We start from the raw sequence: 23568 nt of genomic DNA, 5'->3' as shown, positions 1-23568 counted from the left end.
TGGAAGATGAGATCGCTCCTAAGTTGCTTGTTGGTAAGAACATCATCATCGCAGCCCGCGGCAACTCACTTCGCACATTGTCCAAGTACATTGAAAACATCTCAGACGATGACATCATCAACTTGGAAATGGTTACTGGCCAGCCTGTTGTTTACGACTTCGACGATGGGGTGAACGTTTTAAGCAAAGAAAAGTACTAAGATAGCGTTGATATAAAGGGAACGCCCGTAACTGTCAAGAATGACGGGTACGGGCGTTTAGCATGTTAGCAAGCTAAAGTTCTCTAGTTTGACAAGCTCACAGTTTAAGTTTAAGAATCAAACGCAATCTGTTTGAACGTGTGTGCTACTTTGTATTACAATAAATTCAGAATAAGCATAGGAGGCAGACATATGGCTTCAAATCCTAAATCATCTTCAATCTCGGTTAGATTCAACGATGCAGATAGAGCGTTTATCGAGCAGTATGCAAAACAAAAGGGAATTAAAGTTAGCACGGCGATTAAGCAAGCGGCGCTAGATGCTGCTGAAGACGAATTTGATCGGGCTGCGTTAATCGAAGCTCAGACGGCCTTTGAAAAAGACACGACAACTTATTCACTAGATCAAGTTGAGAAAGAATTGGAAAAGGGCCAATGACGTTAGAAAGCAACCAACAATATCATATTCGGTTTTCTAAAGCGGCGCTGCATTCATTGAAAAAGATGGATCGGTATCAAGCAAAGGTTATTACTAGTTGGCTCCGGAAAAACATTGAAGGTACGACAAATCCATATCAACATGGAAAGGCATTAACCGCTAATCATATAGGTGAATGGCGTTACCGTGTTGGTGATTATCGGGTGATTTGTCGGATTGATGGTGAGGAGCTAGTTGTATTGGCACTAACGATTGGTCATCGCCGAGATGTTTATGATGATTAAAATATTCGTTGACTGGTAATGGAAGGTAGATAGGGTCTGGTTGATATAATGAGGCGTCAGGGACTGCCATAATGACGGTTACGGGCGCTTTTGTATGATTGCGATAATGGCAGAATACATGGTTGTCTTGGTCCAAGTTACTTTTTGACAATCGGTGTAGCATCAATAATTATTGAGAGCGAAATCATTTCATAAATAAAAGGATGCAACTAATGGCAAATAAAAACATGGAAACGATTCACAATACGATTAAGGAGGTTAGAAAGAATGACGCGGCGCGGTTAAAGGAACATCTGGATGTTTTCAATGATGCGATTATTGCGATCTTCATCACGATCATGGTCCTTGAGGTGCCTTTGCCGAAGGATTCGCCAGCAGGCTATTTTGAGTTCTTTAGTTCCATCGCCATTTTTCTGATTAGTTTCTTTATCGTTGCTAGTTTCTGGTATAACCTGCACAATGCGTTTTCTTTATTTAAAGGTATAAAGAAAGGCGTTATGATTTTGGATTTCTTCTTTTTAGCATTTCTAGCGCTGATTCCGATCATGACGAAATGGATTATGGTAGACGCATCTAGATGGTCAATTCTGTCGATGGGAATTGTCTTTCTATTGGTCAACATTTTTAGATTATTGATTGTTAATCAAAGCCATAAAGAACTATGGGCAGCCAATTTTACAACGAAATACGAAACTGATTCTAAGTTTGTGGTCATGGTAATTGAAACCATCGTTATAAATATTATTTTGATTATTATCGCCTGGTTCTTCCCATTGGTTGCGATGGTCGCATATATCATCCTGCCAATCATGACGTTTATTAGTAATTAAAATCATAAAACTGACCGACAGCGAAGAAAGGAAAGACGATAAAAATGATTACACTAAAATCCAAGCGTGAAATTGAAGGCATGCGCGAGTCGGGCAAGATTATTGCCGGCATTCATTTAGCTTTAAAAGATATGATTAAACCTGGAATCACAGCGATGGAAATTGAAGATTTCGCCAATGACTACATTTTAGAACATGGTGGGACACCTTCAGAAAAGGGCTTTGAAGGCTATAAATATGCCACCTGTGTTGATGTGAATGATGAAGTCGCACATGGAACGCCACGGGAGGGTCTTGTTTTTAAGAACGGTGACCTGGTTAAAGTTGATATGACCGTTAATAAAGATGGTTATGAAAGTGATTCATGCTGGAGTTTTGCAGTTGGTGAAGTTTCCCAGTCAACTAAAGATTTGATGGATATCGCTAAAAAGGCGTTGTATCTGGGAATTGCGCAATGTCAAGTTGGTAAACGGTTAGGCGATGTCGGGTTTGCAATTCAGGATTTCACTGAGGCCAAACATGGTTACGGGGATGTTCGTGAGCTGATTGGCCACGGTATTCAACCGACCATGCATGAAAAGCCGGATGTCTTTCCCTATGGCGAAAAGGGCAAAGGTCTGCGACTTAAGGAAGGTATGACAATTACCGTAGAACCAATGATCAATGAAGGTACTTGGCAAATCGCTGAACATGAGGTGCCCGATAAAAATGATCCGTGGATTTATTATGTAACGGCCGATGGTACGTGGTCAGCGCAATATGAGCATACCCTTGCAATAACTGCTAATGGTCCGGAGATTCTAACCTCCCAAGATGCGGAAGATGATGCGCAAATGTTGGCTTGGGCGACGAAGTATATCGAAGAAAATGATTATTAGAAGCGTACCTGTCATTATCAAAATGATGAGTACAGGTGGTTCTTCAATTGATTATCAATTAAAGTGAGGGAAAACAAATGAATTCAAATACAACAGTGAAAAGTTTTGGCAGGGTTGCCATTACAACAATCATTTTGTCCCTTGTTTGGACAAGTTTATCTAGGTTAGCTAACCCTGTTGTTAGCGCGACCTATGGCACATTCTTTAAGAGTGGCAGCACCGCATTCTGGCATGTTGCTGTTCCAATGGCGATTACATATGCGATCTTTATGAGTTACATGGCTCATGAAAAACGCATCGGTCAGATTTACCAGCCACAACCGAAACTTGAACGCACCTGGGTTAGGATTGTGTTTGGAATTGTTACAGTGGTGATGATTGTTTTCTCGCTATATAACCTTTATTTCCGTATGACGGGGGTTCTTAACCACTGGAACAGTGCATCCCTCGGTCGTATACTTGTCATTTGTTTGGCAATCATATTGGTCGCTATAACTGAGGAATCCGTTTTCCGTGGTTTCGTATTGACCGAAATGCGTCGTTCGCACAGTGAGCTTCAGGCAATGCTACTTGCCACCGTTTTATTTGGACTTTGGCACTTTCCAAACATTATTAATGGCTCGCCACTGGTGCAGGTTTCACTACAAGTGATCACAACCATGCTGATTGGCTCAGGGATATATATGTCTATGCGGTTCACTAGATCAATTTATGGTGCGATGGCGATTCACTGGTTGTGGGATTTTGCGCTGGTGATTGCAATCGTTTAGTGATATCAGTAGATGAATGCATTGATTTGGGGAAAATATTGATTTAAAAGAAACGCCCGCAATTGTCAGGGATGACAGTTGCGGGCGTTTTTGTAATTAGATAAATTATCGTAATCGACCATTCTTTATCCACAGAATCAAAACGCGAAGAATAAGCAACACGCCGATAACTAGACCAGAATATGGTAGTGGGAAAATCAAAAAGAATAGTAATAAAACAATTGCCCACCAACTAATGACCGATAAGTTGGGGTCGACTTCTGCTGGATGCTCCTGCTTGACGGACCGAATTAATGCTTCAAGTAAGATAAACCAGCCAAGTTGGATAAGAATAAAGAATTGTTCTGGCAGTGCTTTTGCTGGATAATCAGCGACCCAACTGGTTGAAACAGGGACCATGGTGACCCAAAAGAGCAGCAGCATATTAAGGAACACGGAACGATAGCCAACTTCTTTGACGTTATGAATCAGCTGATGATGCGCCATCCATAGGTTGGTGAGCCCGAAGAAGCTGACGAAATACGCAAACAAAGGTAAAAATAGCGTTGAAAACGACGTCCAATTTGGATGGGACGGTGTGTGGATTTCTAATGCCATAATGGTCATGATGATGGCTAAAATGGCATCTGTGAATGATTCTAAGCGACTTCTTGTCATTGGTATTTCCTCAGGGTTAATCGTTATGGGATTTTATGAATAACTAGAGCTTCAGATCGGCAGTCTGCTAACGTTCCAATCGAATCTCAATCAATTATAGCCTACAATTAACATGAGTAAGTGGCAATGTAAGAAAGCAATGAAACGTTGAACTCCTCGGTAAAGTAGATTTTATATTGGTATGATTAAGTACATAAAGGATACGTACGATAATCTCAAAGGGAAGAAGCGAGTATACATGTTAACTGACAAACAAATCGTCTGGGCGATTCACCAAATGGAAGCAGAAATTGGGCCAGTCAAACGCGGGTTAGATTCACGGACATCGTTTCAATATTTGATTTCAGTTATTTTGAGCGCTCAAGCGACGGATGTTTCCGTTAATAAGGTGACACCAGTGTTATTTGCTAAGTATCCAGACCCCAAAGCATTAATGAATGCAGACGTTGAAGATGTTGAAGCAATCATTCGTCACGTGGGGTTATTTCACAATAAAGCGAAGAATATTATTAAGACTGCCGGTATTGTGCACGAGGAATTGAACGACGTGATTCCCACTGACCGAAAGGGAATTATGATGTTACCTGGTGCAGGACGGAAGACAGCTAATTTGGTGTTGAGCGATCTCTTCGACCAACCAACATTTGCGGTGGATACACATGTCTCAGCAATTTCAAAACGACTGCATTTTGTTGCGTCGTCGGCAACCACGCTGCAGGTTGAGCAAAAAATTGTCAGTGCTTTAAAACCAGCAGAACTGTATCAAGCACACCACACGATGATTGAATTTGGGCGCAAATATTCGATGAAGTTGACACCAGATAAAGAAGTGAGTCAGTTGATTTTAGATTGCGATAGGCTGAATGAGGAGAACGAGGCACACCTGTCACAAGCGTAAATTGATACGCTCAGGGCTACGTTAATCTTATTTGTTGTTTCAACACAGTGAGGATTCAGGAAAAATTTATTTTGATAAACAGATTCAACCTGTGTTTAAAATTAGAATGGGCATATTGGGTAGACGTAAAGCGAAAAGTTATGGGATATAAAAAACCAGGATTAAGAAAAGTGATTTTTGACTTTTCTTAATCCTGGTTTATCTTTTTAGCCTTTTTATAAACCCGGCGTCAAAGATAGACCGTTTTTTTTGCAGATGATTCATCATCACTTAGCACGAGTGCAAGTTCATTATGAATCTTTTTTTAATGCAGTAACTAGTAGTAGTAAAGGCGGTTCAATACATATGATTATTTAAAAATAAATGACCGCAGGCACATCTTATGACAAGCCGAGTTGATTTTGATATTTTCAGCTGTGAAAGGTCCCACAGTCAACAGGAGGTCTCGGATGTTAACCAGTTTTATCATTTTGTATCCACTAATAATGACACTTGTGTGGATAATCGGTACTGTCTTTTATCAGCTTAGCCGGTCGTCATCTGCTAAAGTTGCAGCGTCAACGGTGGGTGTTAGCGTGCTGGTGCCATGTTTTAATGAACAGTCCCATTTGGCACAAACAGTTCGTTCGCTAGCGGATCAAGCGCATCAGAATTTGGAGGTCATCTTAATTGATGACGCGTCGACTGATGATACTTGGCAGCTGATGAAACAACTGCAAAGTGATTTTCCACAACTGCACATTAAAACCGTTAGCCAACGACAGAATCAAGGGAAAGCAGCAGCTTTGAATGCTGGCTTGGCAGTTGCGAACCATGATTACGTGTTGTGTATTGACGCCGATTCGCGGATTGAAGCGAGCGCAACGGATCATTTGCTGGCGACGTTGGCAGCCCATCCTGACATGGGCGCTGTTACGGGGCGGCCGCAGGTGATCAATCGACAACGTTTAATCGAAAAAATGCAGGCCATGGAGTACATCGCGATTATCGATCTAATCAAACGGTCGCAGATGTTCTTTACCGGTAACATTTTGACGATTTCAGGTGTGTTGGCGATGTTCCGTAAAGATGCAGTCACTGCGATCAATGGCTGGGATCCAACGGTTCAAACAGAAGATATTGATATCACATGGCGCCTGTCTCAAGCGGGCTATTGTGTGGGATATAATCACCGCGCGATTACTTGGATCTTGGTGCCATTTACGTTACGCGCATTACTTAAACAACGACGCCGATGGGCATACGGTGGGTTACAAGTGTTGTTAAAGCATAAGCGTCAGTTACTACGACCTTGGCAAATGAAGACTGGGTTGTTGTATGAAATGATTTTGAGTGTGTTTTGGTCATTTACAACAATCTACTCACTGATTTTCTTTTTAGTGAATATCTATTTAAACAATGAATTACATTTGGATGGCAATATCATCTTGATGATTATCGTGATGGGGATTTTTCAATTCTTTGTGGGGCTGACCCTATCTAAAAAAATCTGTCAGGTTAAATGGTTCATCTACTTGTACACACCGTTATATATTTTCTTTTACTGGGCAATCAATCTAGTGGCGCTCCTTGGTGCGGTCTTCAAAATCGTCTACTTGCCTGCCGCCAATGGTCAGTGGACATCACCAAGTCGTGAAGGTATCGATGGAAAGGAAGTCTCGTAATGAAAACGACTGCAACATATCACGTTCGTCGTCACTTTAGGTTTGCACAAATATTTTTAGTGTTATTGCTCTGGGTGCCGGTCGTTTTCTTGGTGTGGTTAAACGTGATGTTTGATCTGCGCGTTATCAATGACTATTTGGCACCGCTGTATAATTTGTTCAATATTGAGTACACGCCGGCGAATTTGGTCGTCATGGGCGTATTATCTGCGGCCACATTGATTACGATTTGTGGTGGCTTGCGACTGCTAGTCCTACGTTCACGAGGTCAACAACATGCCTAAATTAAAAAGATTCTTAATCATGATGACTTTTACAGTTGTGTTAGTCGGGCTCGGCTTTGTCATGGCTAAAAATGATATTCGTAATTTCTCTAAAAATGCGGCGAACTTTGCAATCGCCGAAAAGGAAATTAAGAAGCGTGATGGCCTCGCCATTTTAAATTACCATCGAATTATTGATGACACGCCGCTATTACGTACGGTCAAGGCGGCGACGAACAATAATCAGCTACATGAATATAACATCACGACGCAGAAGTTTGCTGAACAGATGACGACATTGAAAAAGGCAGGCGTGAAGTTTGTGAGCTTGGCGGAAGCAGAACGTTTGGCTCGTAATCCGGATAAAATTAAAGGGAAATACGTCGCGATCACGTTTGATGATGTCGCTGAAAGTGCGTACCAGAATGCCTTTCCTATTTTGAAGAAACAGAAAATTCCGTTTGCATGTTTCGTTATTAGTAGCAAAACGAATGAGTATGTCATTGATGCCCGAATGACCAGTTGGCCGAAGTTAGTGGAAATGGAAAAATCGGGTCTGGCAACGATCGGTTTGCACACCCATGACATGCATTATCTGATTAATGATGTCGCAGTCGGGAAGCTTGGCCAGTATAATTCGATGTTTAAAACTGATTATCGGAAGTCAAAGCAGGTCACCACACAACAACTGGCGACCTCAGCTGCGTACTTTGCGGCACCATATGGAAATGTGAATGATGCCAATGCGCGCTTCTTAGAAAAGAATACATCTGTGTCTGCGTACTTCAACTTGTCACAAGAAATCATCGGACGTGATGATGAACAAGGGTTTGAAGTGTCACGTGTGTTAGTGAACCAGCAGAATTGGTCACAGTTGGAACGCTGGGCAATAAATGACTGAGGATTTAGTTGAGAGTGGACCAAAAGTCGGGAAGTCGTGAGCAAGACCTAGAACTGCAATATGGGTTGGGTTTCATATAAGTTAATAATGCAAAAATCGCCGATGATTCAGTTTACTGCTTTAGGAAACTGAATCATCGACGATTTTATTTTGATGGTAACTGTTCTTTGTGTCGCTGGCCGGAACGGCTAGTGACACTCTCCTAAAAACCAGGACAAGTGCGATGGCACCCAGGCGGCGACCCGTAAGTGAGTGGCTGCAAAGAATTTGCAAAGCTACGAGCGGCAAGGGGTTCCACCTGGGCGCCGGTGACCATCGGGAGCTCGTACTTGTTCTGGTTTTGGGGAGATACTAATCTATTTACGCGTTGCCGCACCAAATAAATTAGTGCCAAAATTTTGCTTGGCCGTGGTGTTCTCTTCACTGAAACTTGCAATCAGTTGATCCAACATATAATCGAGCTGCTGCTGTTGTGCTTGAGTGAGCGCATCAATGTGATCGACTTCCGACAGGCTTAGACGCGTGACAGCCTGTTGACCGGCATCAGTCAGTTGAATCGTCAGGCTTCGCTTATCTTTCTCATCTGGTTGCCGGGTGAGATAGTCTTTCTTTTCGAGTTTACGAATAATTTCAGAGGCGGACTGAGGCTTCATTGCCAGTTGGGTCACTAGTTCCTTCTGTGAAATGGCTGGTTGTTCCTTTAGAATCGCCAACACCTTTCCCTGACCGCTATTCGGATCAATCAGTGCTAACTTGCTGCTTTTTAGCTGTTGAAGCTGCTTACGGATGTGCGCGAGATCATTCAATTTATTGATAATTTGAAGCCGCATGTCATTTTGCATCAAAAAACTCCTAAATAAAGGGTTGTATATTTTAGTAAGGTACCTTATGATGTCTTCATCAGGTACCTGATAACTATAGTTTACAATTATGCAGGATTAATTACTAGGAGTGTTTACGATGACAGAAAACAAAAGCTTACTTGCACGGATCTTTTTAATGGCTGGCGCGTTGGTCTTTTTTATCACAGAATTTATCACGGCGGCTGCCTGGTCACACCCAGCCTACAGTTACACGTATGATTTCATTAGTAACCTTGGTGTGAGAGGACCATCCACGTTGTTTGGACAGTACATGATTTCTCCATTGAGTTGGGTAATGAACACCGGCTTTATTACGTTTGGATGGTTAATTTTTGTCGGAATCGTATTACTACCAAAAAAGCAACTGCACCTACGTTGGCTAGTTATTGCCTTGGCGGCTGTCTTAGCAGTTGGTGGCGTCTTAGTTGGCGTGTTCCATGGCTCTGGTGAGGCACTTGCAAATGGTACTGGTGCTTATCACAGCATGGGCGCCTTTCTCGCCTTTATTTCTGGGAATGTGTTGTTCGGTGTCCTTGGGTTGGCGAAAGTTAATTTACCAGTGGATACCAGGACGCGTACGATTTTAAAGTCATTAAGTGTCATCGGCCTATTGTGCACGGTTCTATATGTTACGACATTAGTATGCTCATCAGACAATCATCCCATTATCATTATCGGTTTAATTGAACGCGGAGCAGTCTACCCAATGCTGGCTAGCTCACTGTACCTTGGTTGGCGTGGCTTGCGGTCTGTTGCCTAGCGCTTACGTTTATCGGTTAGGAAAAGCGCAGGTAGAATCATGATGAGGCTGGCAAACGTTGTGATTAAAAAGACATGTTGAAACGCATGTGTTTGAATCATCAGTGAATGTTGGTGAATGAATTGTGGTAATGCTGTTGGCGCGACGTGATAGTGTCCCAGCTTGAGTAGGTGGGCAAAATGTGTCATGTGTGTATGCAGATATTTACTTAATAGTGTGGCAACGATGGCAGAGCCTAACGAACCACCAACGTTTTGTGCGATTCGTGAACCAATGGACGCGGCAGATACTTGTGACCCAGTGACTTGTGCGTAGGCATCAGTCATCAATGGCATGACGACACCACCGACACCGATTCCACGAATGACGAGTGCAATGGCAATCCAGACCAGTGACGTGTCTGCTGTGAAGTAGGCAAAGGGCAAGGTGCCGACAAAAGAAAATAGCATGCTGCCGAGAACCACATATTTGGCTCCAACATTATCGATCAAGCGGCCAATCAATGGCCGTGCAACGAGCATGCCAATTCCTTGAAAGCCAAGCAATAGCCCTGCATTGATAACGCTCATGTTACGAACTTGTTGAAAAAACAGTGGCAATAGTAACATGGGACCATTAATGACCATTCCAGAAATCAGTAATGCGACCATGGATGCGTCAAAAGTTCTGAAGTGAAAGAGGCTAAGCGGTAGGACAGCATTTTCCTGCTGACGATGTGCCCACCACACATAAGTTGCAAATAAAACGATTCCGGCAGCCAAGTAGAGGACTGTCGTTTTGTTTTGGAAGCTGGCTTTTTGTGAAGCCTGGACGATGCCGTAGATAACGGTACTTGAACCGGCTGCCAAAAGAATCGTGCCCAGCCAGTCTAAACGTTGCTGTTTATTTTCTGCTGGGAAATGTGGCAGCATGGTGATAATTAAAATTGCTGATAGGGCTGCAACGGGAACGTTGACCCAAAATAGCCAGCGCCAGCTCGCGTATTTTAAAATCACACCACCGATGACAGGTCCAAGGATTGGTCCGATGAGCATTGGTAAACCAACGATGGCCATCAGTTGTCCGATTTGTTTGCCATGGGTTGTTTTAACTAGTAGCGTCGTCAGCAGTGGCACGATTAAACCGGCACCGAAACCTTGTACCAAGCGGGCAGCGATTAACAAGTTAATGTTCGGTGCGACGGCGGAAAAAATCGAGCCGAGTAAAAAGACGAGCTCACCAAACAAGTACACATACTTCCCATCAAAATGGTTCACTAACCATCCTGAGAATGGCACAGCGATTCCAGTTGCTAAGACATAACCGGTGATTGTCCATTGGGTCGTGGCGACAGAACTGTGAAAGTTACTGGTAAGGGTGTGAAGCGCAATGTTAACCATGGTAGAATCAAGCATGGGTGCTAAGGCACCGATGACTAAGATCCAAGCGATGAGTAACGTGCGAGCGGGAATTTTGTTCGTTTTCGTTTGCATAATTAACCTCCGAATTTAGAAACTTGTAGTATCTTATTTACAAAGGGCAATGTTAAACATGTGCTACTGTAAAGTCAATAGGATACTTTTAGTTTCTTATTCAGAAAGGACGACTGATGACAGAAAAACGCCGCCGTGGCGCTGAATTAGAACAAGCAATTTTTGCGGCCACCAATGCAATTTTAAAAGAAGAGGGCTTTGAACAGCTATCGTTTCAAAAGGTCGCCGAACGCGCTGGAACGAGTAAACCGGTCTTATATCGGCGCTGGGCGTCAACTTTTGAGCTGGTACTTGCTGCAATCCGGGAGCCTGCTGTCCGCATAAATGGACGGTTCACTGATTTTGAACCAACCGGGGCATCATTAGCCGATGATTTACTACAAATGTTGCTACGTTTTTCGGATGTTATTTCGGAGTATGGTAATACCTATCTGCAGATTGTTTTGACAGAAATCAGTCGTAACAGTGACCGTCGTGGTATTTTTGAATTTGGCGAGCGCGGGGATATTCAGGTGATGACGCGCATTTTAAAGCGTGCAACTGATCGTGGTGAAACCGTGCGGTCTGACGTCAGTGAGTCAGCGATGCTACTGCCCTTTACGCAGGCACGGTATGCTGCCTTAGTGCGTGGACATGTGATGAGTGCAGATGAATTAGCACAGTTGGTGACAGAAATTTTGTTGCCGGTGTATTTGAAATAAACGCAATGGCGTAGACAATCAAAGGTGTTTGGGACATAAGCTATCTTGTCCCAAACACCTTTTTTGATTGACGCGTTTAAAATAGTGAAAATGTGGAGCAAAAGTCAGCCGCAGACTAGGAACAACCTGCCGGATTGAAGACCATTCCGTACGGCCGTTCTAGGTCTTGCTCGCTACTTCCCGACTTTTGTCCCACTCTCGCTTCCTGCAAGTAATTGCTGTTTTTGTGTTTCAAAAACAGACCGTTTATGATGCAAAAAGACCTTTTGTTGCTGCAAATCGGCAATCTTTTGATCCGTTTCACGATCAAGGCGATCAAATAACTGGATACCAGTCTCATATGCAGCAGCCGATTGCGGCGCTTCACGAAAGAGAACCATCATTTCTTTAACTTCTTCAACGGTTGCCCCTAAGCGACGCAGATGAAGCAGTTTGTCGAGATCATCGCAATTTTGATCAGAATAAATACGCTGACCATTTGCATCACGCTTGATGTCGATTAATAGACCACGTTTTTCATAAAAACGGAGTGCATCATAGGTAACGTTAAACCGGTTCGCGACTTCATGAATGGTAAATGACATAAGAAAAACCTCCTTAATTGCGCAAATAGCTTGCGCTAGTCTAACACCAGCGTGCTAGCATAACAATCATTAAAAATAAAAGGGGTTCAAGATATGAATGAAACTGTTGTAACACTAGTCACTGGTGGTAACCGTGGGATGGGGCTGGAGATCAGCCGCGAATTAGCGAAGCAAGGTCAACGAGTAATTATCGGTGCACGTGATGCATCAAAAGGACAAGCAGCCGTTGAATTGTTAGCAGATGAAGGGTTATCAGTCGAAACCGTGCAACTTGATGTCACTGATCCAGCGTCTGTTAGTCAAGCGGCAGCGACGATTAAACAACGATATGGTTATTTGTCATTACTGATTAATAATGCCGGCGCAGTTTTTGATTTTGGTCAAACGGCATCTAATCTGCAATTCAAGGCATTACATGACGATTTTGAGATTAATTATTTTGGACTGATTGACGTGACACAAAAGATGTTGCCGTTATTAAAAGCCACAGCTGTAGCAAAGATTATTAATGTGTCCAGTATGATGGGCTCAAAGACGGCCGCATTAGATCCGCAGTCGGTTGTTTATCAGGCGGTCGCGGTTGGGTATCAATCAGCTAAAGCTGCAGCCAACATGTACACAGTGCAGCTGGCTAAAGAAATGCAACGTGAACAGTTAAATATCACAGTCAATGCAATTGATCCAGGGATGGTCGCCACTGAATTTGGTGGGGCAACGCCAGAACAGGCACGACAAATGGGTGCTAAGCCGATTACCCAAGGTGTTGCGCGAACAGTTCAGCTAGCGACGGACTGGACAGATATGAGTACTGGAACATTCACCAATACAGATGGCCCAGTTGGGTGGTAAATAAGAGCACAGAAGGTGTTTGGGACGTAATATCCCAAACACCTTTTTTGATGGCCGCGTTTAAAAAGTGGAAACGTGCGCCAAAAGTCAAGTCGCTGTGCAGACTACGACTTTTGGCGCACTATTTTTCGATTTAAGCCGGTTATTAATGACTGTTAATTCAGTGATATCAACGGTTTGGTATACTGGAAGAAAATAATGACAATCCGGAACATGATTTCAGAAGTGTGTTTTATATACATAATATAATCTATATGATATAACGTGTATATAAAATATGAAGGAGGACATCATCAAACCGTTACAACGACAACTATTGTATTTACTAACGCAGTCACAGCCAACGAGTACACAAACGTTAATTGAGATTTTGCAGGGCCTTGATCAGCAGCCAAGTTATGTGCGCACTAATTTGGCGCAGCTGAAGAAACAAGGTTTAATTACCGCTGTCGCTCGCGGGCAATACGCGGTGACCAAAACTGCAACGGCGTATCTGCAAGGTCTTGAGACCAAGGTTGCGATGATTCAGGCGACGACCTTTCCATATACGTTACTGACGACGCTATTTACCGCCATCGAAACGACGCAACGAACCCGTTTCAATGTGCTCATGAATACACTGGGCTTTGGCAAACTAGAAAATGGTAGTTTTATTATTCCTGGTGATCGCCGAGCTGATTTAGCAAAACCACTCCAGGACTATCAGGCAAATTACCGAATGTATTTGGTAACTGAGATGACACCTGTCTTTTCGGCAACTGATGTAGCACGTGCCTGGGGACTGACTACAGTAGCCGCACAATTAGCGACATTGGTAGATCAATTTACAACTTGGAATGAACAACGAATTGCAACGACAAGTGATAATTTAACGTTGTTGCGACAATACCTACAGTTGATTGATTTTGTGGGCGCGTATTATGTGCTAGATCCGATGCTACCAAAAGTGCTACTAACAGATGATTGGGTGGGGTACCAGTTGCTGCGCGCGATGATTCAAGCAGGTGTTGCCATCGTTTCCGCTAGCAAAGCAGAGGAACCTTACTATGATTACTTTGACCACGAACTTTTGAAAAGAGGACAAGCTTATGCCAATGATTGATATTTACGCTACTAAGGGCACCTTTGCAGAGCCACAGGCTGTTGCCCAAGCAGCTGCCAAATTAATGATGAAAATTGAAGGTGTTCCCGAGATCCCAATGTTTTTAAATAACACTGCTGGTTTTGTACACGAGTTGCCAGCGAATAGCTTTGCGAATGCAAATGGGGATGATCACTACGTCCGTGTACAAGTACTGACGAATGCTGGGGCGTTGAACCGCGACCAACAGCTCGCATTGACTGAACAAATGACTGATTTGATTGCTGAAGCAGCTCACGATGAAGCTTTGCGGAAACAAACTTGGGTCTTACTGACCGAAGCAGAAGCAGGCGGTTGGGGCCTCTGGGGTCACGCACACACCAACGATGAGTTAGTACAAGCCGCACGTGATGAAATCGGGCGGTTGCAGGGCAACTAACCTGCACTGAGTAAGTAGTTTAATAATCACAAATTGAAATGACACACTAAAAGACGATCGTCGATCAATCAGCTACCGGTTAAGTAAGCTGATCAAGCGACAATCGTCTTTTTATGATCAAAGTAGTTTATTAGCAGTAATTGCGGTGACCAATGGATGCAGCAGGTTAATTACTTCGTCCGCTGCTTCCCAGACCGTCTCAAAACGTTGATCAATAAGCGGCGGTAAATAACCGGGAACGTGCGCGCAATTGTTACTTGTAAGTGATCGGTCAGTGAATTGAAGTAACGGTGTTTAGGCTTCACATCAACGGCTGCGGCATAAATAACCTTGGCTAGGTCAGCTGAAGTCGCGGTCATCCCCTTAGAATTTGATTGTAGTGCATTGCCAAGCAGGGTGGCAAAGTCAGTGTAGGCAGAGTTTGATCGTAGGTTTTGGCGAACGTTTGCCATCGTGGTAGCACCCCAGGCAGATTGTGTGCCGCCGGGTTGAACGATGACGGAGCGGATACCGAACTGCTGAACTTCGAGATCTAGCGTATCACTCCATTGTTGTAACGCCGCTTTAGACGCATGGTAATAGGCGCCTAGGGGTGAATAAATATCGCCACCAATAGAAGAAACGTTAACAATTCGGCCGGTGCCCTGATGGCGCATGTGTGGCAGGACGAGCTGTGTTAATTCAGCTGCACCAAAGAAGTTTGTGGCAAATTGCTTCTGAACTTTATCCATCGCGATGTCTTCCACCGGCCCGTTTTCTCCATAGCCGGCATTATTGATAAGGATATCGATATGCCCCTGTTCCTTTAAGATTGTTTCGATGAAGCGACGATTATCCGCATGGTCGGTAATGTCGAGGTGAATTGCGTGGATATTGTCCCCAGTGGGAATCTTGTCTGTGTGGCGTGCACCACCGTAAACTTGCCAATTTTGTGTCGCAAATAACTCGGCGGTAGCTTTTCCCATCCCGCTGCTGGCGCCTGTGATTGCGACGACTTTATTTGTTGTCATGTAAATTTCTCCTTAGATTGTTCGATGTCTCAATTGATGTTACAGTTGTCACTAAAATACGTTATGCGACAACTGTAACATCGTACTGATCAAGTACAATGGCTGAAACGGACAATGTGACAAACGGAGGGAATATGTCAATGGCAAGACCATCTAAGCTCACACAAGAATCACTACTGGGTGCAATCGAACGGTTATTAAAAACGAAGAATTTCACTGAAATTACGGTCAGTGAGCTGACCAAGATCGCGGGTATTTCCCGAATGACCTTTTATCGCCATTATCAAAATATCGTTGACGTGTTAACGGTTGGAATGGATGATGTGCTGACAGCGTTCAATGCGACAATGGATTTCACACAGTTGAATGAAGCAACTTACATCTTACAAATGATTCAATTCTTTGATGCTCACCGCACGTTTGTCAAAATTTTATTACAGGCACATCAACAAGAATTGTTGCGACAAAACATCACGCGGGTGATTGCGGAACTGTCGGCGGATAAAGTGTTACTGACTAACTTTACTGATTATGAAAAAGGTTACTATGCGGAATATCATGCTGCCGGCCTGATGAGCGTGATTGTTGATTGGATCGAACATGACCGTCCGGAAACGCCAGCGGAATTGGCCACCTTTCTGTCCAAAAACATTCAGTGACAAGCGATGGTCCAGGTTCGACTTCCTGGTGTGCACGCGGTAAGCTAAATGCATGTTAAAACGATGAAGGAGTAAGTCAGATGACAGTTGCCAAGCAACAACCTACGTACATTGAAGTACTAGGTGCACATGTTAATAATCTGAAAAATTTAGACGTGAATGTGCCATTGAATCGACTTGTGGCGATTACAGGGCGCAGTGGTTCAGGAAAATCCTCTTTAGCAATGGGGGTCTTGTACGCAGAAGGAATGCGACGCTACGTCAGTGCGTTATCAACATATACGCGGCGGCGTCTGACACAGGCAGGACATGCCGCTGTTGATCAAGTGAATCATGTACCGAGTGCGATTGCGTTACGCCAACGTCCTAGTGTACCCGGTGTCCGCTCGACTGTTGGGACAACGACAGAAGCGTTGAATGTCTTACGGTTAGCTTTTTCTCGCCTCGGTTCACCGATGTGTCCAAATGGACATCAGGTGGCACCGACATTAGCGATTGCGCAGGCAATGGATCGTGCTGGTGCGGCAATGGGCGACATTAGGTGTCCCGTGTGCGGCGTTCACTTCATGGCTTATGGTGCTGAAGACTTTGCGTTTAATTCAGCTGGTGCCTGTCCAACTTGTGGGGGAACAGGCGAAGCGCGGCAGCTGGACGCGAGCCGATTGATCCCGGATGAAAGTCTAACGATTCGTGAAGGCGCGGTCGCTTCATGGCGATTACCAGGACGGAACTTTATGCACATCGTTGCGCAGCAAATTGGTATCGATATTGATGTGCCATTCAATGAGTTACCAAAAGCTCAGCAGGAACTCGTACTCCATGGTGAAAAGAAGCAATATGCGATTAATATTCCTTCACAATCCGGAAAGATTTTTCACATGGATAATGCTCAGTATGAGAATGCTTATGCGGCAGTCGAAGATAGTATGGCAACGACCACAAATGAACGTGCAATCAAACGATTGAACCGGTTTTATGTATTTGATGTTTGCCCAACGTGTCACGGCAGTCGTTTTAATCAGAAGCTTCTGCGACAAACGGTGGCTGGTAAAGATATTGCGCAAGTCAGTGCGATGACGTTGGCGGAATTAGATGCGTTTATTCCCGTTGTGATGGACTGGTTACCAGCAGAAATGCAGTCGTTGGCCCAGGACATTCTCAGAGAACTGACCGAACTGTTACGGCCTCTGTTAGAGCTTGGGCTAGGCTATTTAACACTGGATCGTAGTGGTAGCAGCTTATCGACCGGTGAGCTGCAACGAATTCAGCTAAGCAAAACATTACGGACGCAAACGACTGGGGTACTGTATGTGTTGGACGAACCCTCGATTGGTTTGCATGCGGCAAACGTCGATGGACTGATTCATGTGATGCAAGCGCTAGTTGAACAAGGGAATTCAGTTGTAGTTGTGGATCATGATCCAACAATTATTGCAGCGGCTGATGAAGTAATTGAAATCGGTCCAGCCGCCGGTGCCGCTGGTGGTCGTTTGTTGGCGCAAGGATCGCCAGCACAAATCGAACAGAACCATGCATCGCTGATTGCGCCATATTTAACCGGTGCGGCTCAACTTGTCGTACGACCACAAACGCCAGCTGATAAGATGTTTGCCGATGGGCACTTTGGCGTCACGATTGATAATCGCTACAATTTACATGACTTTAAGCTCGATTTACCGCGGAATCGTTTCAGCGTGATCAGTGGCTTTTCCGGTGCAGGGAAGTCAACGGCGGTCTTTGATGCGTTATTGCCAGCCTTAACAACAACGAAAAAGGCTCCAGCACCAACGTTTGTATCGGCGGTGCAGCGTGACCGAATTAGACATGTGGTCGCGATTGATGCGACGCCCATTGGCAAAAATGTGCGGTCGACGATTGCAACCTATACACCGATTTTGGATCAATTACGTAAGCTTTATGCTGCCGTGCCGGCTGCACAAGCGGCCGGTTTTACAGCTAGCAACTTTTCTTATAACGTGACGGCAGGAGCATGCCCAGATTGTGGTGGTACTGGTGAAATCAGTCTGGATATTCAGTATTTACCAGATATGCAACAGGTCTGTCCAACGTGTCAGGGACGTCGTTATAATCCCGAAACGCTTGGCATTACCTGGCATGGGTATAGTATTGCCGATCTATTAGAAATGGATGTTGTGACGGCCCAAACTGCATTGGCAGAGGTACCGGGTGTTGCCAACACATTAACGACGCTGATTGAAATGGGATTGGACTACTTACATCTTGGCGAAAGCACCCTCAGTCTTTCAGGCGGTGAAGCACAACGATTACGCTTGGTTGCACATATGGGTAAGCCTCAGGCAAATACATTGTTTGTTTTCGATGAGCCATCGGTAGGTCTACATCCACTTGATATCAACGTTCTACTCAATGTATTTCAACAATTGATTGATCAAGGCGGGACGGTCGTTGCCATCGAGCATGATTTAGCGATGCTGGCAAATGCAGACTACATTGTTGATCTGGGTCCTGGCGGTGGCGTGGATGGCGGTCGTCTAATGGCCGCTGGCACGCCAACGGAAGTGACACAGGCATCTGGTCCAACCGCTGAATATTTAGCTGCTGAGTTTAAACATTATGGATTATCGGAGGCGTAAACAAATGACACTTAACTATCAAGCAATTGAACAGGCTGTTAATGCAGAACGCGATGCAGGTGGCTTTGCGAAACTAATGCAGGATTTCCAAGAACTTGGCGTGCTGCGCTATGATTATTTAGTTGCAACCGGGATTTACCGCTACTTTGATGCAGATAGCCATGTTGATTTAAAGATGAATGGTGTGCCAAAGCCGGTGGCAAGTGTGGGGGATGCCAGCGCTATTAAAGCTGCTGTGAAAGGTGCGCAAGCCGGTGAATTTGATTTTGAACGTTTTTGTGAATTGGCCGGTGCAGCTGGTGTTCCAGTGTGGACGAGTGATTTGACCGCAAAAGAAGTTCGATATTATGATGAAAATGGTCAGGTACTGTTGGCAGAACCAATTCCAGGGTTGTAATCTGACGGTGTGTTTTGTAGACCATTTTTTCACTATTTAAACTCGTAAATCGAAAGCGTGTTTGGGACAAGGTGACTTGTGTCTCAAACACGCTTTTTTACGAACAAAAATAGATTGTGACATCTAAAATGGTTGTGTTTAACTAATTGTTCCTTTATTATTATTAGATGTTGATTAAAAATAAACGAATTTAAGAATTATCGATAAACGTAAAGTCTATTACTAGACATGGCGAGATGATTGTCTAAATTCAATACATAGATGAGATGGGGAACGTGACAGATGGAAAAGCCTAATCAGCAGAAGATGGGTTTATTAAGCATGACGTTGTTATCAATCAACGCAATTATTGGTTCGGGGATCTTTTTACTGCCCAATCAAGCGATGAAGTTAATTGGACCGGCTAGTATTGGGGTGCTGTTCTTTGATGCTTTATTGATTGGTTGTATTGCGCTCTGTTTTGCCGAAAGTGCGAGTTATTTTAAAGTTGATGGTGGCCCATATATTTACGCAAAATCAGCGTTTGGGAATTTTGTTGGTTATGAAGTTGGTTTCATTACGTGGGCGATTCAAATTATTGCGGAAGCAACGATGGTGGTTGCCTTTGCGACAGCTTTAGGAACGTTATTTCCAGCAATGGCAACGCCGCTGGCAAAGAATGTTATTGTCACGATCGTTGTCCTCAGTTTGATGGTCATGAACATTTCTGGTGTTCGCGTTTCTAAATTTGTGAACAATATTATTACGGTGTCTAAGCTGGTACCGCTCGTCTTGTTTGTCGCCATGGGCATTTTTTTTATGAAGGGTGGAAACTTCACTCCGGTATTTCCAAAGGGTCAGTATCAAAGTGGTTCCTTTGGATTAGCGGCAATCACGATGTTTTATGCCTTTACCGGGGTGGAACGAATTTCTGTCGCAGCCGGTGACATGGAAAATCCGGAACGAAATTTACCGCGTGCCATCATGACGTCACTGCTAGTTGTCACGGCGTTTTATGTTTTAATTCAAATTGTGTCAGTTGGTGTTTTAGGAACAGCATTAGCTGATACAGCAACGCCAATTCAAACCGCCTTTGGTAAATTTGCCGGGAGTTTCGGAACTGCACTTGTTGCAGCCGGTACATTGATTTCAATCACTGGTATCTGTGTTGCCTCCTCGTATGTGACACCACGGTCAGGGGTTGCTCTGGCAGAAAATAAAATGATGCCACAGGGATTAGCAAAACGAAATCGGCGACATGCACCATACGTTTCGATTGTTGTGTCAGGTGGGCTATCGTTGCTGATTGCTTGGTCTGGACAGTTTGCTTACCTTGCGCAAATCAGTGCTGTTTCAAGATTCGCACAGTACATCCCAACCTGTTTAGCCGTCCTGGTTTTTCACCGTACGAAAAAACAGTTACCTGGGCATTTCCGTGTTCCCTTAGGTCCAGTTATTCCCGTCCTTGCACTGTTGATTAGCTTGTGGTTATTGACGCAGGTCGCGGTGAGCCAATTACTAATTGGTTTAGGTGCATTGGTTATTGCGGTTCCGTTCTACTTTTTAATGGAACATTTAAATCGAAAGGATGCGACGGATCATTCGAAATAGCTTGGTCTGCTTGGTTGGTGAAATGGTGCGAGGGGGGCTTTGTCCCCCGACCGCCAGCCATTAGCAAGTTCGCTTCGCTCACCGTCGGAAAAATGTGACACCTAACCGCTTAGGGCTTTGCGAATTCTTCGCAGCCCACCGCTACCGGTGTGACATTTTTCCTCTGTTGCTAATGGCTGGCGGTCGGGGGAGTGCGTTGCCTTTGGCAACGACACAAACCCAGTAACCACTAAAGTAAACGAACCGCGTAGCTGTTATTTCGAGCATTCACTGAACAAAGTTAATCTTACAAAAATCGCCGATGACTCAGCTTACTTCAACAGTAAGCTGAACCATCGGCGATTTCATTTTAATGTGTCCGTTTACTTCGTCGATAACTGGATCTGTGACGACTAGCCGTTCCGGCTAGCGTCACTTTTACCAAAACCAGGGTAAAAGCGATGGCAATCAGGTGGCGTCCCGAAAGTGAGTGGCTGCGAAGAATTTGCAAAGCCGCGAACGGCAATGGCTCTAACTAGTTGCCGGCGACCATAGTGAGTTCGCTTTTATCCTGGTTTTGGTGAGACATAGAACGTTTGAGTAACCCGGTGAACCATGTTATATTGGGCATTCAAAGATTCGTATAGCAAACAATTATGGGGGTTATCAAGATTATGCAGCGGCTTCGGTTTTGGATTGTCATGATCCTAACGTTTATTGGGGGATTTGCACTGCAACAAGATGTTAAGGCAGCAACGGGCAATGCTGCAGAATTCATCACGCAGGTTCATTTAAGCACACAGGCGGGTCCAATTACTGCCACTAAATCGGTGAAGGCAACGGATCCCGTGAAAGTGAGCTATGATTGGTCGATTAAACAGGCGACACCAGGTAAGCAATACAAGATGCAGTTACCGACACAGTTAACGGAGTATCAAAAGGATACTGAAAATACATTAACGAGTAGTGACGGTACTGCAATTGCTAAGGTCGTCGTCAAAGATGGCACGGTCACGATGACCATGCTGGATGGTGTGAAAGGCTTAACAGATTTAACTGGTAATTTTTATTTTTGGACGAGTTGGAAAACCGATGATTTAAAATATGATCAGCCTAATCAAGTACAATTCCCTGTGATGGGCAAAAACGGGCAGTTAACCACCACGTCTTTTAACGTGAACACCAGTAAGGGTTCTTCATGGGATGGTCAGTCGTCTGGTCAAAGTATTATGAATAAAACTGGTCGTCAGTTACGAGATAGTAATCAGAATCTGACAGATACCATTGAATGGACAATCACCGTTAATAAGCGGGGAATTGCAATCAAAAATCCTGTGGTGACTGATGTTTATGGCGCAGGGCAAACGTTGGTTCCAGACGATAAGGGTGTCCTGTTCACCGTTAACTATCGTGATTACACGACTACAAAGAGTGTGGGAAAGGATACGAACCCACGAATCGTCAGTCAGTCGAACACAGCTGCTGGTGGAGAATTTAGTCTTGCTTTAGACGATTTAGTCTCTGCTGAACTAGCTCAAAAAGGTGCAAAAGTATCGCCGACAATTCGGTACTACACGAAGATTGCTAACTTTGACCAAGTTGAAGCAAGTGGGCCTGCGCTGACAAATAAGGCTTCTTTAGCAGGCGCTGGAATCCCCGAAAGTGATATTGATAGTGGCAAGACAGATAGTAAAACGACAGTTAATGTCAAATCGAGTAATTTTGATTCAGGTGGTTCTGCCACCGGTAAGAAGATGCAACATGATTTAATTTTGACAAAAGTTGACGCTTCAAATCATGAGACATTGCTTCCTGGAACAACATTTACGCTGAGTCCTGTGGCTGATGATGCAGCTGCTGTGACCGCAACCTCTGCCGCAGATGGGAAACTGAATTTTAGTAACCTTACTGCAGGTAAGTATGTCTTACAGGAAACGCAAGCACCAAACGGGTATAAGCGATTAACTGGTAAGTATGCAGTAACGGTTCCTGCTGGGGCGGGTGCGATTACGTTTGATGACGCATCGCTGCCGATGCTGATTGGTAGTCCAGAAACACAGGTCAATGCCGCAAATACGTTGACCACTACCAGTTTCATGATTGGTAATGAGAAAGTGCCGGAACCTGTTAAGACAGGTTCCTTTACGCTAACGAAGCGTGATCAAAAGACCCAGGTGGTATTGGCCGGCGCGGGCTTCACCCTTAAACAAGGGGATGCCCTGATTAAGACTGCCCCGAAGACCGATGCACAAGGTCAGACACACTTTAGTGATTTGACGCCAGGAACGTATCAGTTGATTGAAACAGAAGCACCGCAAGGGTACAAAGTCGCAGATACAATGACCGCTACTGTTGATCAACAAGGGCAGGTTTCTATTTCAGGAACAGCAGTCACTAAAGGGGCTACCGATAAGGACTTTTATATTAATGATAGCCTGATACCACCAGTGCCGTTCTCGCATTTTGTCACGATTCATAAGGCGGATAATGTGAGCAAGAAAGCCTTGGCGGGGGCCACATTTAGTTTGTCTAACAACAATGGACAAATCATCAATCAAACACTAACGACTGATGGTAATGGTCAGTTTAATACGGCAGCTTTACCAGAAGGTACCTATAAGCTGGTTGAAACGGTTGCACCGGCCGGGTATATGCTCGCGAAAGAAGCAATTGTTTTCAGCGTTGCCAATACAGGTTTACGAGTGATTTCAGGGGATGCGACAGCCGCTGACTGGACAATGACAGTTAACAACACACTGATTCCTGAACAAAAGCCAGATCCAAAG

General features: G+C 44.3%; 24 protein-coding genes and 1 pseudogene. 20 read left to right on the top strand and 5 right to left on the bottom strand.

All coding sequences use genetic code 11. The features are described 5' to 3' along the window. Positions 1-2: 2 nt before the first annotated feature. From gpmA to IV55_RS05885, 6 genes and pseudogenes are all read left to right on the top strand, one after another. A pseudogene (gene gpmA / locus IV55_RS05910) lies at positions 3-200 on the top strand (2,3-diphosphoglycerate-dependent phosphoglycerate mutase); the annotation flags it as partial. Between the two features lie 192 nt (positions 201-392). Then, complete coding sequence (gene relB / locus IV55_RS05905; RefSeq protein ID WP_057810307.1) at positions 393-638, top strand: type II toxin-antitoxin system RelB family antitoxin; 246 nt, start codon at positions 393-395, stop codon at positions 636-638. Then, entirely contained in the window at positions 635-922 is a 288-nt protein-coding gene (locus IV55_RS05900; RefSeq protein ID WP_057810305.1) for a type II toxin-antitoxin system RelE family toxin, read from the top strand. The genes relB and IV55_RS05900 overlap by 4 nt, the downstream gene beginning before the upstream one ends. A 212-nt stretch (positions 923-1134) precedes the next feature. Beyond that, positions 1135-1752: a TMEM175 family protein gene (locus IV55_RS05895; RefSeq protein ID WP_057810303.1), complete on the top strand. Its 618-nt coding sequence runs from the start codon at positions 1135-1137 to the stop codon at positions 1750-1752. Between the two features lie 44 nt (positions 1753-1796). After that, positions 1797-2630, top strand: coding sequence for a type I methionyl aminopeptidase (gene map, locus IV55_RS05890; RefSeq protein WP_057810302.1), 834 nt, complete (start codon positions 1797-1799; stop codon positions 2628-2630). Positions 2631-2707: 77 nt separating this feature from the next. Then, positions 2708-3400 (top strand): CPBP family intramembrane glutamic endopeptidase, encoded by a 693-nt coding sequence (locus tag IV55_RS05885; protein WP_057810300.1) that lies wholly within the window; start codon positions 2708-2710, stop codon positions 3398-3400. 105 nt (positions 3401-3505) lie between these two features. Here IV55_RS05885 and IV55_RS05880 read toward each other — a convergent pair whose 3' ends face one another. Beyond that, positions 3506-4057, bottom strand: coding sequence for a TMEM175 family protein (locus tag IV55_RS05880; protein WP_057810298.1), 552 nt, complete (start codon positions 4055-4057; stop codon positions 3506-3508). A 238-nt stretch (positions 4058-4295) separates the two neighbouring features. On the opposite strand from IV55_RS05880, the gene IV55_RS05875 reads away from it, so the two are divergent. The 4 genes from IV55_RS05875 to IV55_RS05860 all read left to right on the top strand — a co-directional run bounded on the left by IV55_RS05875 (position 4296) and on the right by IV55_RS05860 (position 7783). Continuing rightward, entirely contained in the window at positions 4296-4955 is a 660-nt protein-coding gene (locus IV55_RS05875; RefSeq protein ID WP_057810296.1) for an endonuclease III domain-containing protein, read from the top strand. 449 nt (positions 4956-5404) lie between these two features. After that, entirely contained in the window at positions 5405-6619 is a 1215-nt protein-coding gene (locus IV55_RS05870; RefSeq protein ID WP_057810294.1) for a glycosyltransferase family 2 protein, read from the top strand. After that, positions 6619-6903, top strand: coding sequence for a hypothetical protein (locus IV55_RS05865; protein WP_057810292.1), 285 nt, complete (start codon positions 6619-6621; stop codon positions 6901-6903). Before IV55_RS05870 ends, IV55_RS05865 begins: the two co-directional genes overlap by 1 nt. Further along, on the top strand, positions 6896-7783 hold the full coding sequence (locus IV55_RS05860; RefSeq protein WP_057810290.1) for a polysaccharide deacetylase family protein: 888 nt from the start codon (positions 6896-6898) through the stop codon (positions 7781-7783). The genes IV55_RS05865 and IV55_RS05860 overlap by 8 nt, the downstream gene beginning before the upstream one ends. A 356-nt stretch (positions 7784-8139) precedes the next feature. Here the strand turns inward: IV55_RS05860 and IV55_RS05855 are convergent, their stop codons facing one another. Next, positions 8140-8625 (bottom strand): MarR family winged helix-turn-helix transcriptional regulator, encoded by a 486-nt coding sequence (locus IV55_RS05855; RefSeq protein ID WP_057810288.1) that lies wholly within the window; start codon positions 8623-8625, stop codon positions 8140-8142. A 118-nt stretch (positions 8626-8743) separates the two neighbouring features. Between IV55_RS05855 and IV55_RS05850 the strand changes: the two genes are divergently transcribed. Beyond that, positions 8744-9406: a DUF998 domain-containing protein gene (locus IV55_RS05850; protein WP_057810286.1), complete on the top strand. Its 663-nt coding sequence runs from the start codon at positions 8744-8746 to the stop codon at positions 9404-9406. Here IV55_RS05850 and IV55_RS05845 read toward each other — a convergent pair. Next, complete coding sequence (locus IV55_RS05845) at positions 9403-10878, bottom strand: MDR family MFS transporter (RefSeq protein WP_057810284.1); 1476 nt, start codon at positions 10876-10878, stop codon at positions 9403-9405. The two genes, IV55_RS05850 and IV55_RS05845, sit on opposite strands and share 4 nt — an antisense overlap. A 116-nt stretch (positions 10879-10994) precedes the next feature. Between IV55_RS05845 and IV55_RS05840 the strand changes: the two genes are divergently transcribed. Continuing rightward, complete coding sequence (locus tag IV55_RS05840) at positions 10995-11579, top strand: TetR/AcrR family transcriptional regulator (RefSeq protein ID WP_057810282.1); 585 nt, start codon at positions 10995-10997, stop codon at positions 11577-11579. A gap of 173 nt (positions 11580-11752) precedes the next feature. Here the strand turns inward: IV55_RS05840 and IV55_RS05835 are convergent, their stop codons facing one another. After that, positions 11753-12163, bottom strand: a complete 411-nt coding sequence (locus IV55_RS05835; RefSeq protein ID WP_057810280.1) for a MerR family transcriptional regulator — start codon at positions 12161-12163, stop codon at positions 11753-11755. A 93-nt stretch (positions 12164-12256) separates the two neighbouring features. Between IV55_RS05835 and IV55_RS05830 the strand changes: the two genes are divergently transcribed. From IV55_RS05830 to IV55_RS05820, 3 genes are all read left to right on the top strand, one after another. Then, positions 12257-13012 (top strand): SDR family NAD(P)-dependent oxidoreductase, encoded by a 756-nt coding sequence (locus tag IV55_RS05830; RefSeq protein WP_057810278.1) that lies wholly within the window; start codon positions 12257-12259, stop codon positions 13010-13012. Positions 13013-13289: 277 nt separating this feature from the next. Further along, the gene (locus IV55_RS05825) at positions 13290-14114 is read left to right on the top strand and encodes a PaaX family transcriptional regulator C-terminal domain-containing protein (RefSeq protein WP_057810276.1); all 825 of its coding nucleotides are present in this window, start codon (positions 13290-13292) and stop codon (positions 14112-14114) included. After that, positions 14101-14532: a tautomerase family protein gene (locus tag IV55_RS05820; protein WP_057810274.1), complete on the top strand. Its 432-nt coding sequence runs from the start codon at positions 14101-14103 to the stop codon at positions 14530-14532. The genes IV55_RS05825 and IV55_RS05820 overlap by 14 nt, the downstream gene beginning before the upstream one ends. Positions 14533-14702: 170 nt before the next feature. Here the strand turns inward: IV55_RS05820 and IV55_RS05815 are convergent, their stop codons facing one another. Further along, positions 14703-15542: an SDR family NAD(P)-dependent oxidoreductase gene (locus tag IV55_RS05815; protein WP_057810272.1), complete on the bottom strand. Its 840-nt coding sequence runs from the start codon at positions 15540-15542 to the stop codon at positions 14703-14705. Positions 15543-15682: 140 nt separating this feature from the next. On the opposite strand from IV55_RS05815, the gene IV55_RS05810 reads away from it, so the two are divergent. The 5 genes from IV55_RS05810 to IV55_RS05790 form a co-directional block, all read left to right on the top strand. Continuing rightward, positions 15683-16201, top strand: coding sequence for a TetR/AcrR family transcriptional regulator (locus IV55_RS05810; RefSeq protein WP_057810270.1), 519 nt, complete (start codon positions 15683-15685; stop codon positions 16199-16201). An 80-nt stretch (positions 16202-16281) separates the two neighbouring features. Beyond that, complete coding sequence (locus IV55_RS05805; protein ID WP_057810268.1) at positions 16282-18816, top strand: excinuclease ABC subunit UvrA; 2535 nt, start codon at positions 16282-16284, stop codon at positions 18814-18816. A gap of 4 nt (positions 18817-18820) precedes the next feature. After that, entirely contained in the window at positions 18821-19213 is a 393-nt protein-coding gene (locus IV55_RS05800; protein ID WP_057810265.1) for a DUF1398 family protein, read from the top strand. Between the two features lie 282 nt (positions 19214-19495). Beyond that, positions 19496-20803, top strand: a complete 1308-nt coding sequence (locus tag IV55_RS05795) for an APC family permease (protein ID WP_057810263.1) — start codon at positions 19496-19498, stop codon at positions 20801-20803. Between the two features lie 653 nt (positions 20804-21456). Continuing rightward, positions 21457-23568, top strand: a 2112-nt coding sequence (locus IV55_RS05790) for a SpaA isopeptide-forming pilin-related protein (RefSeq protein WP_057810261.1), incomplete at its 3' end; no start/stop codon positions are given.

Origin of the sequence: Furfurilactobacillus siliginis, from assembly GCF_001437435.1 — a bacterium.
In the GTDB taxonomy this organism is placed as follows: domain Bacteria; phylum Bacillota; class Bacilli; order Lactobacillales; family Lactobacillaceae; genus Furfurilactobacillus; species Furfurilactobacillus siliginis.
Note: the sequence above shows the minus strand (reverse complement) of the source record. Positions and strands in the feature narration are given on the sequence as shown.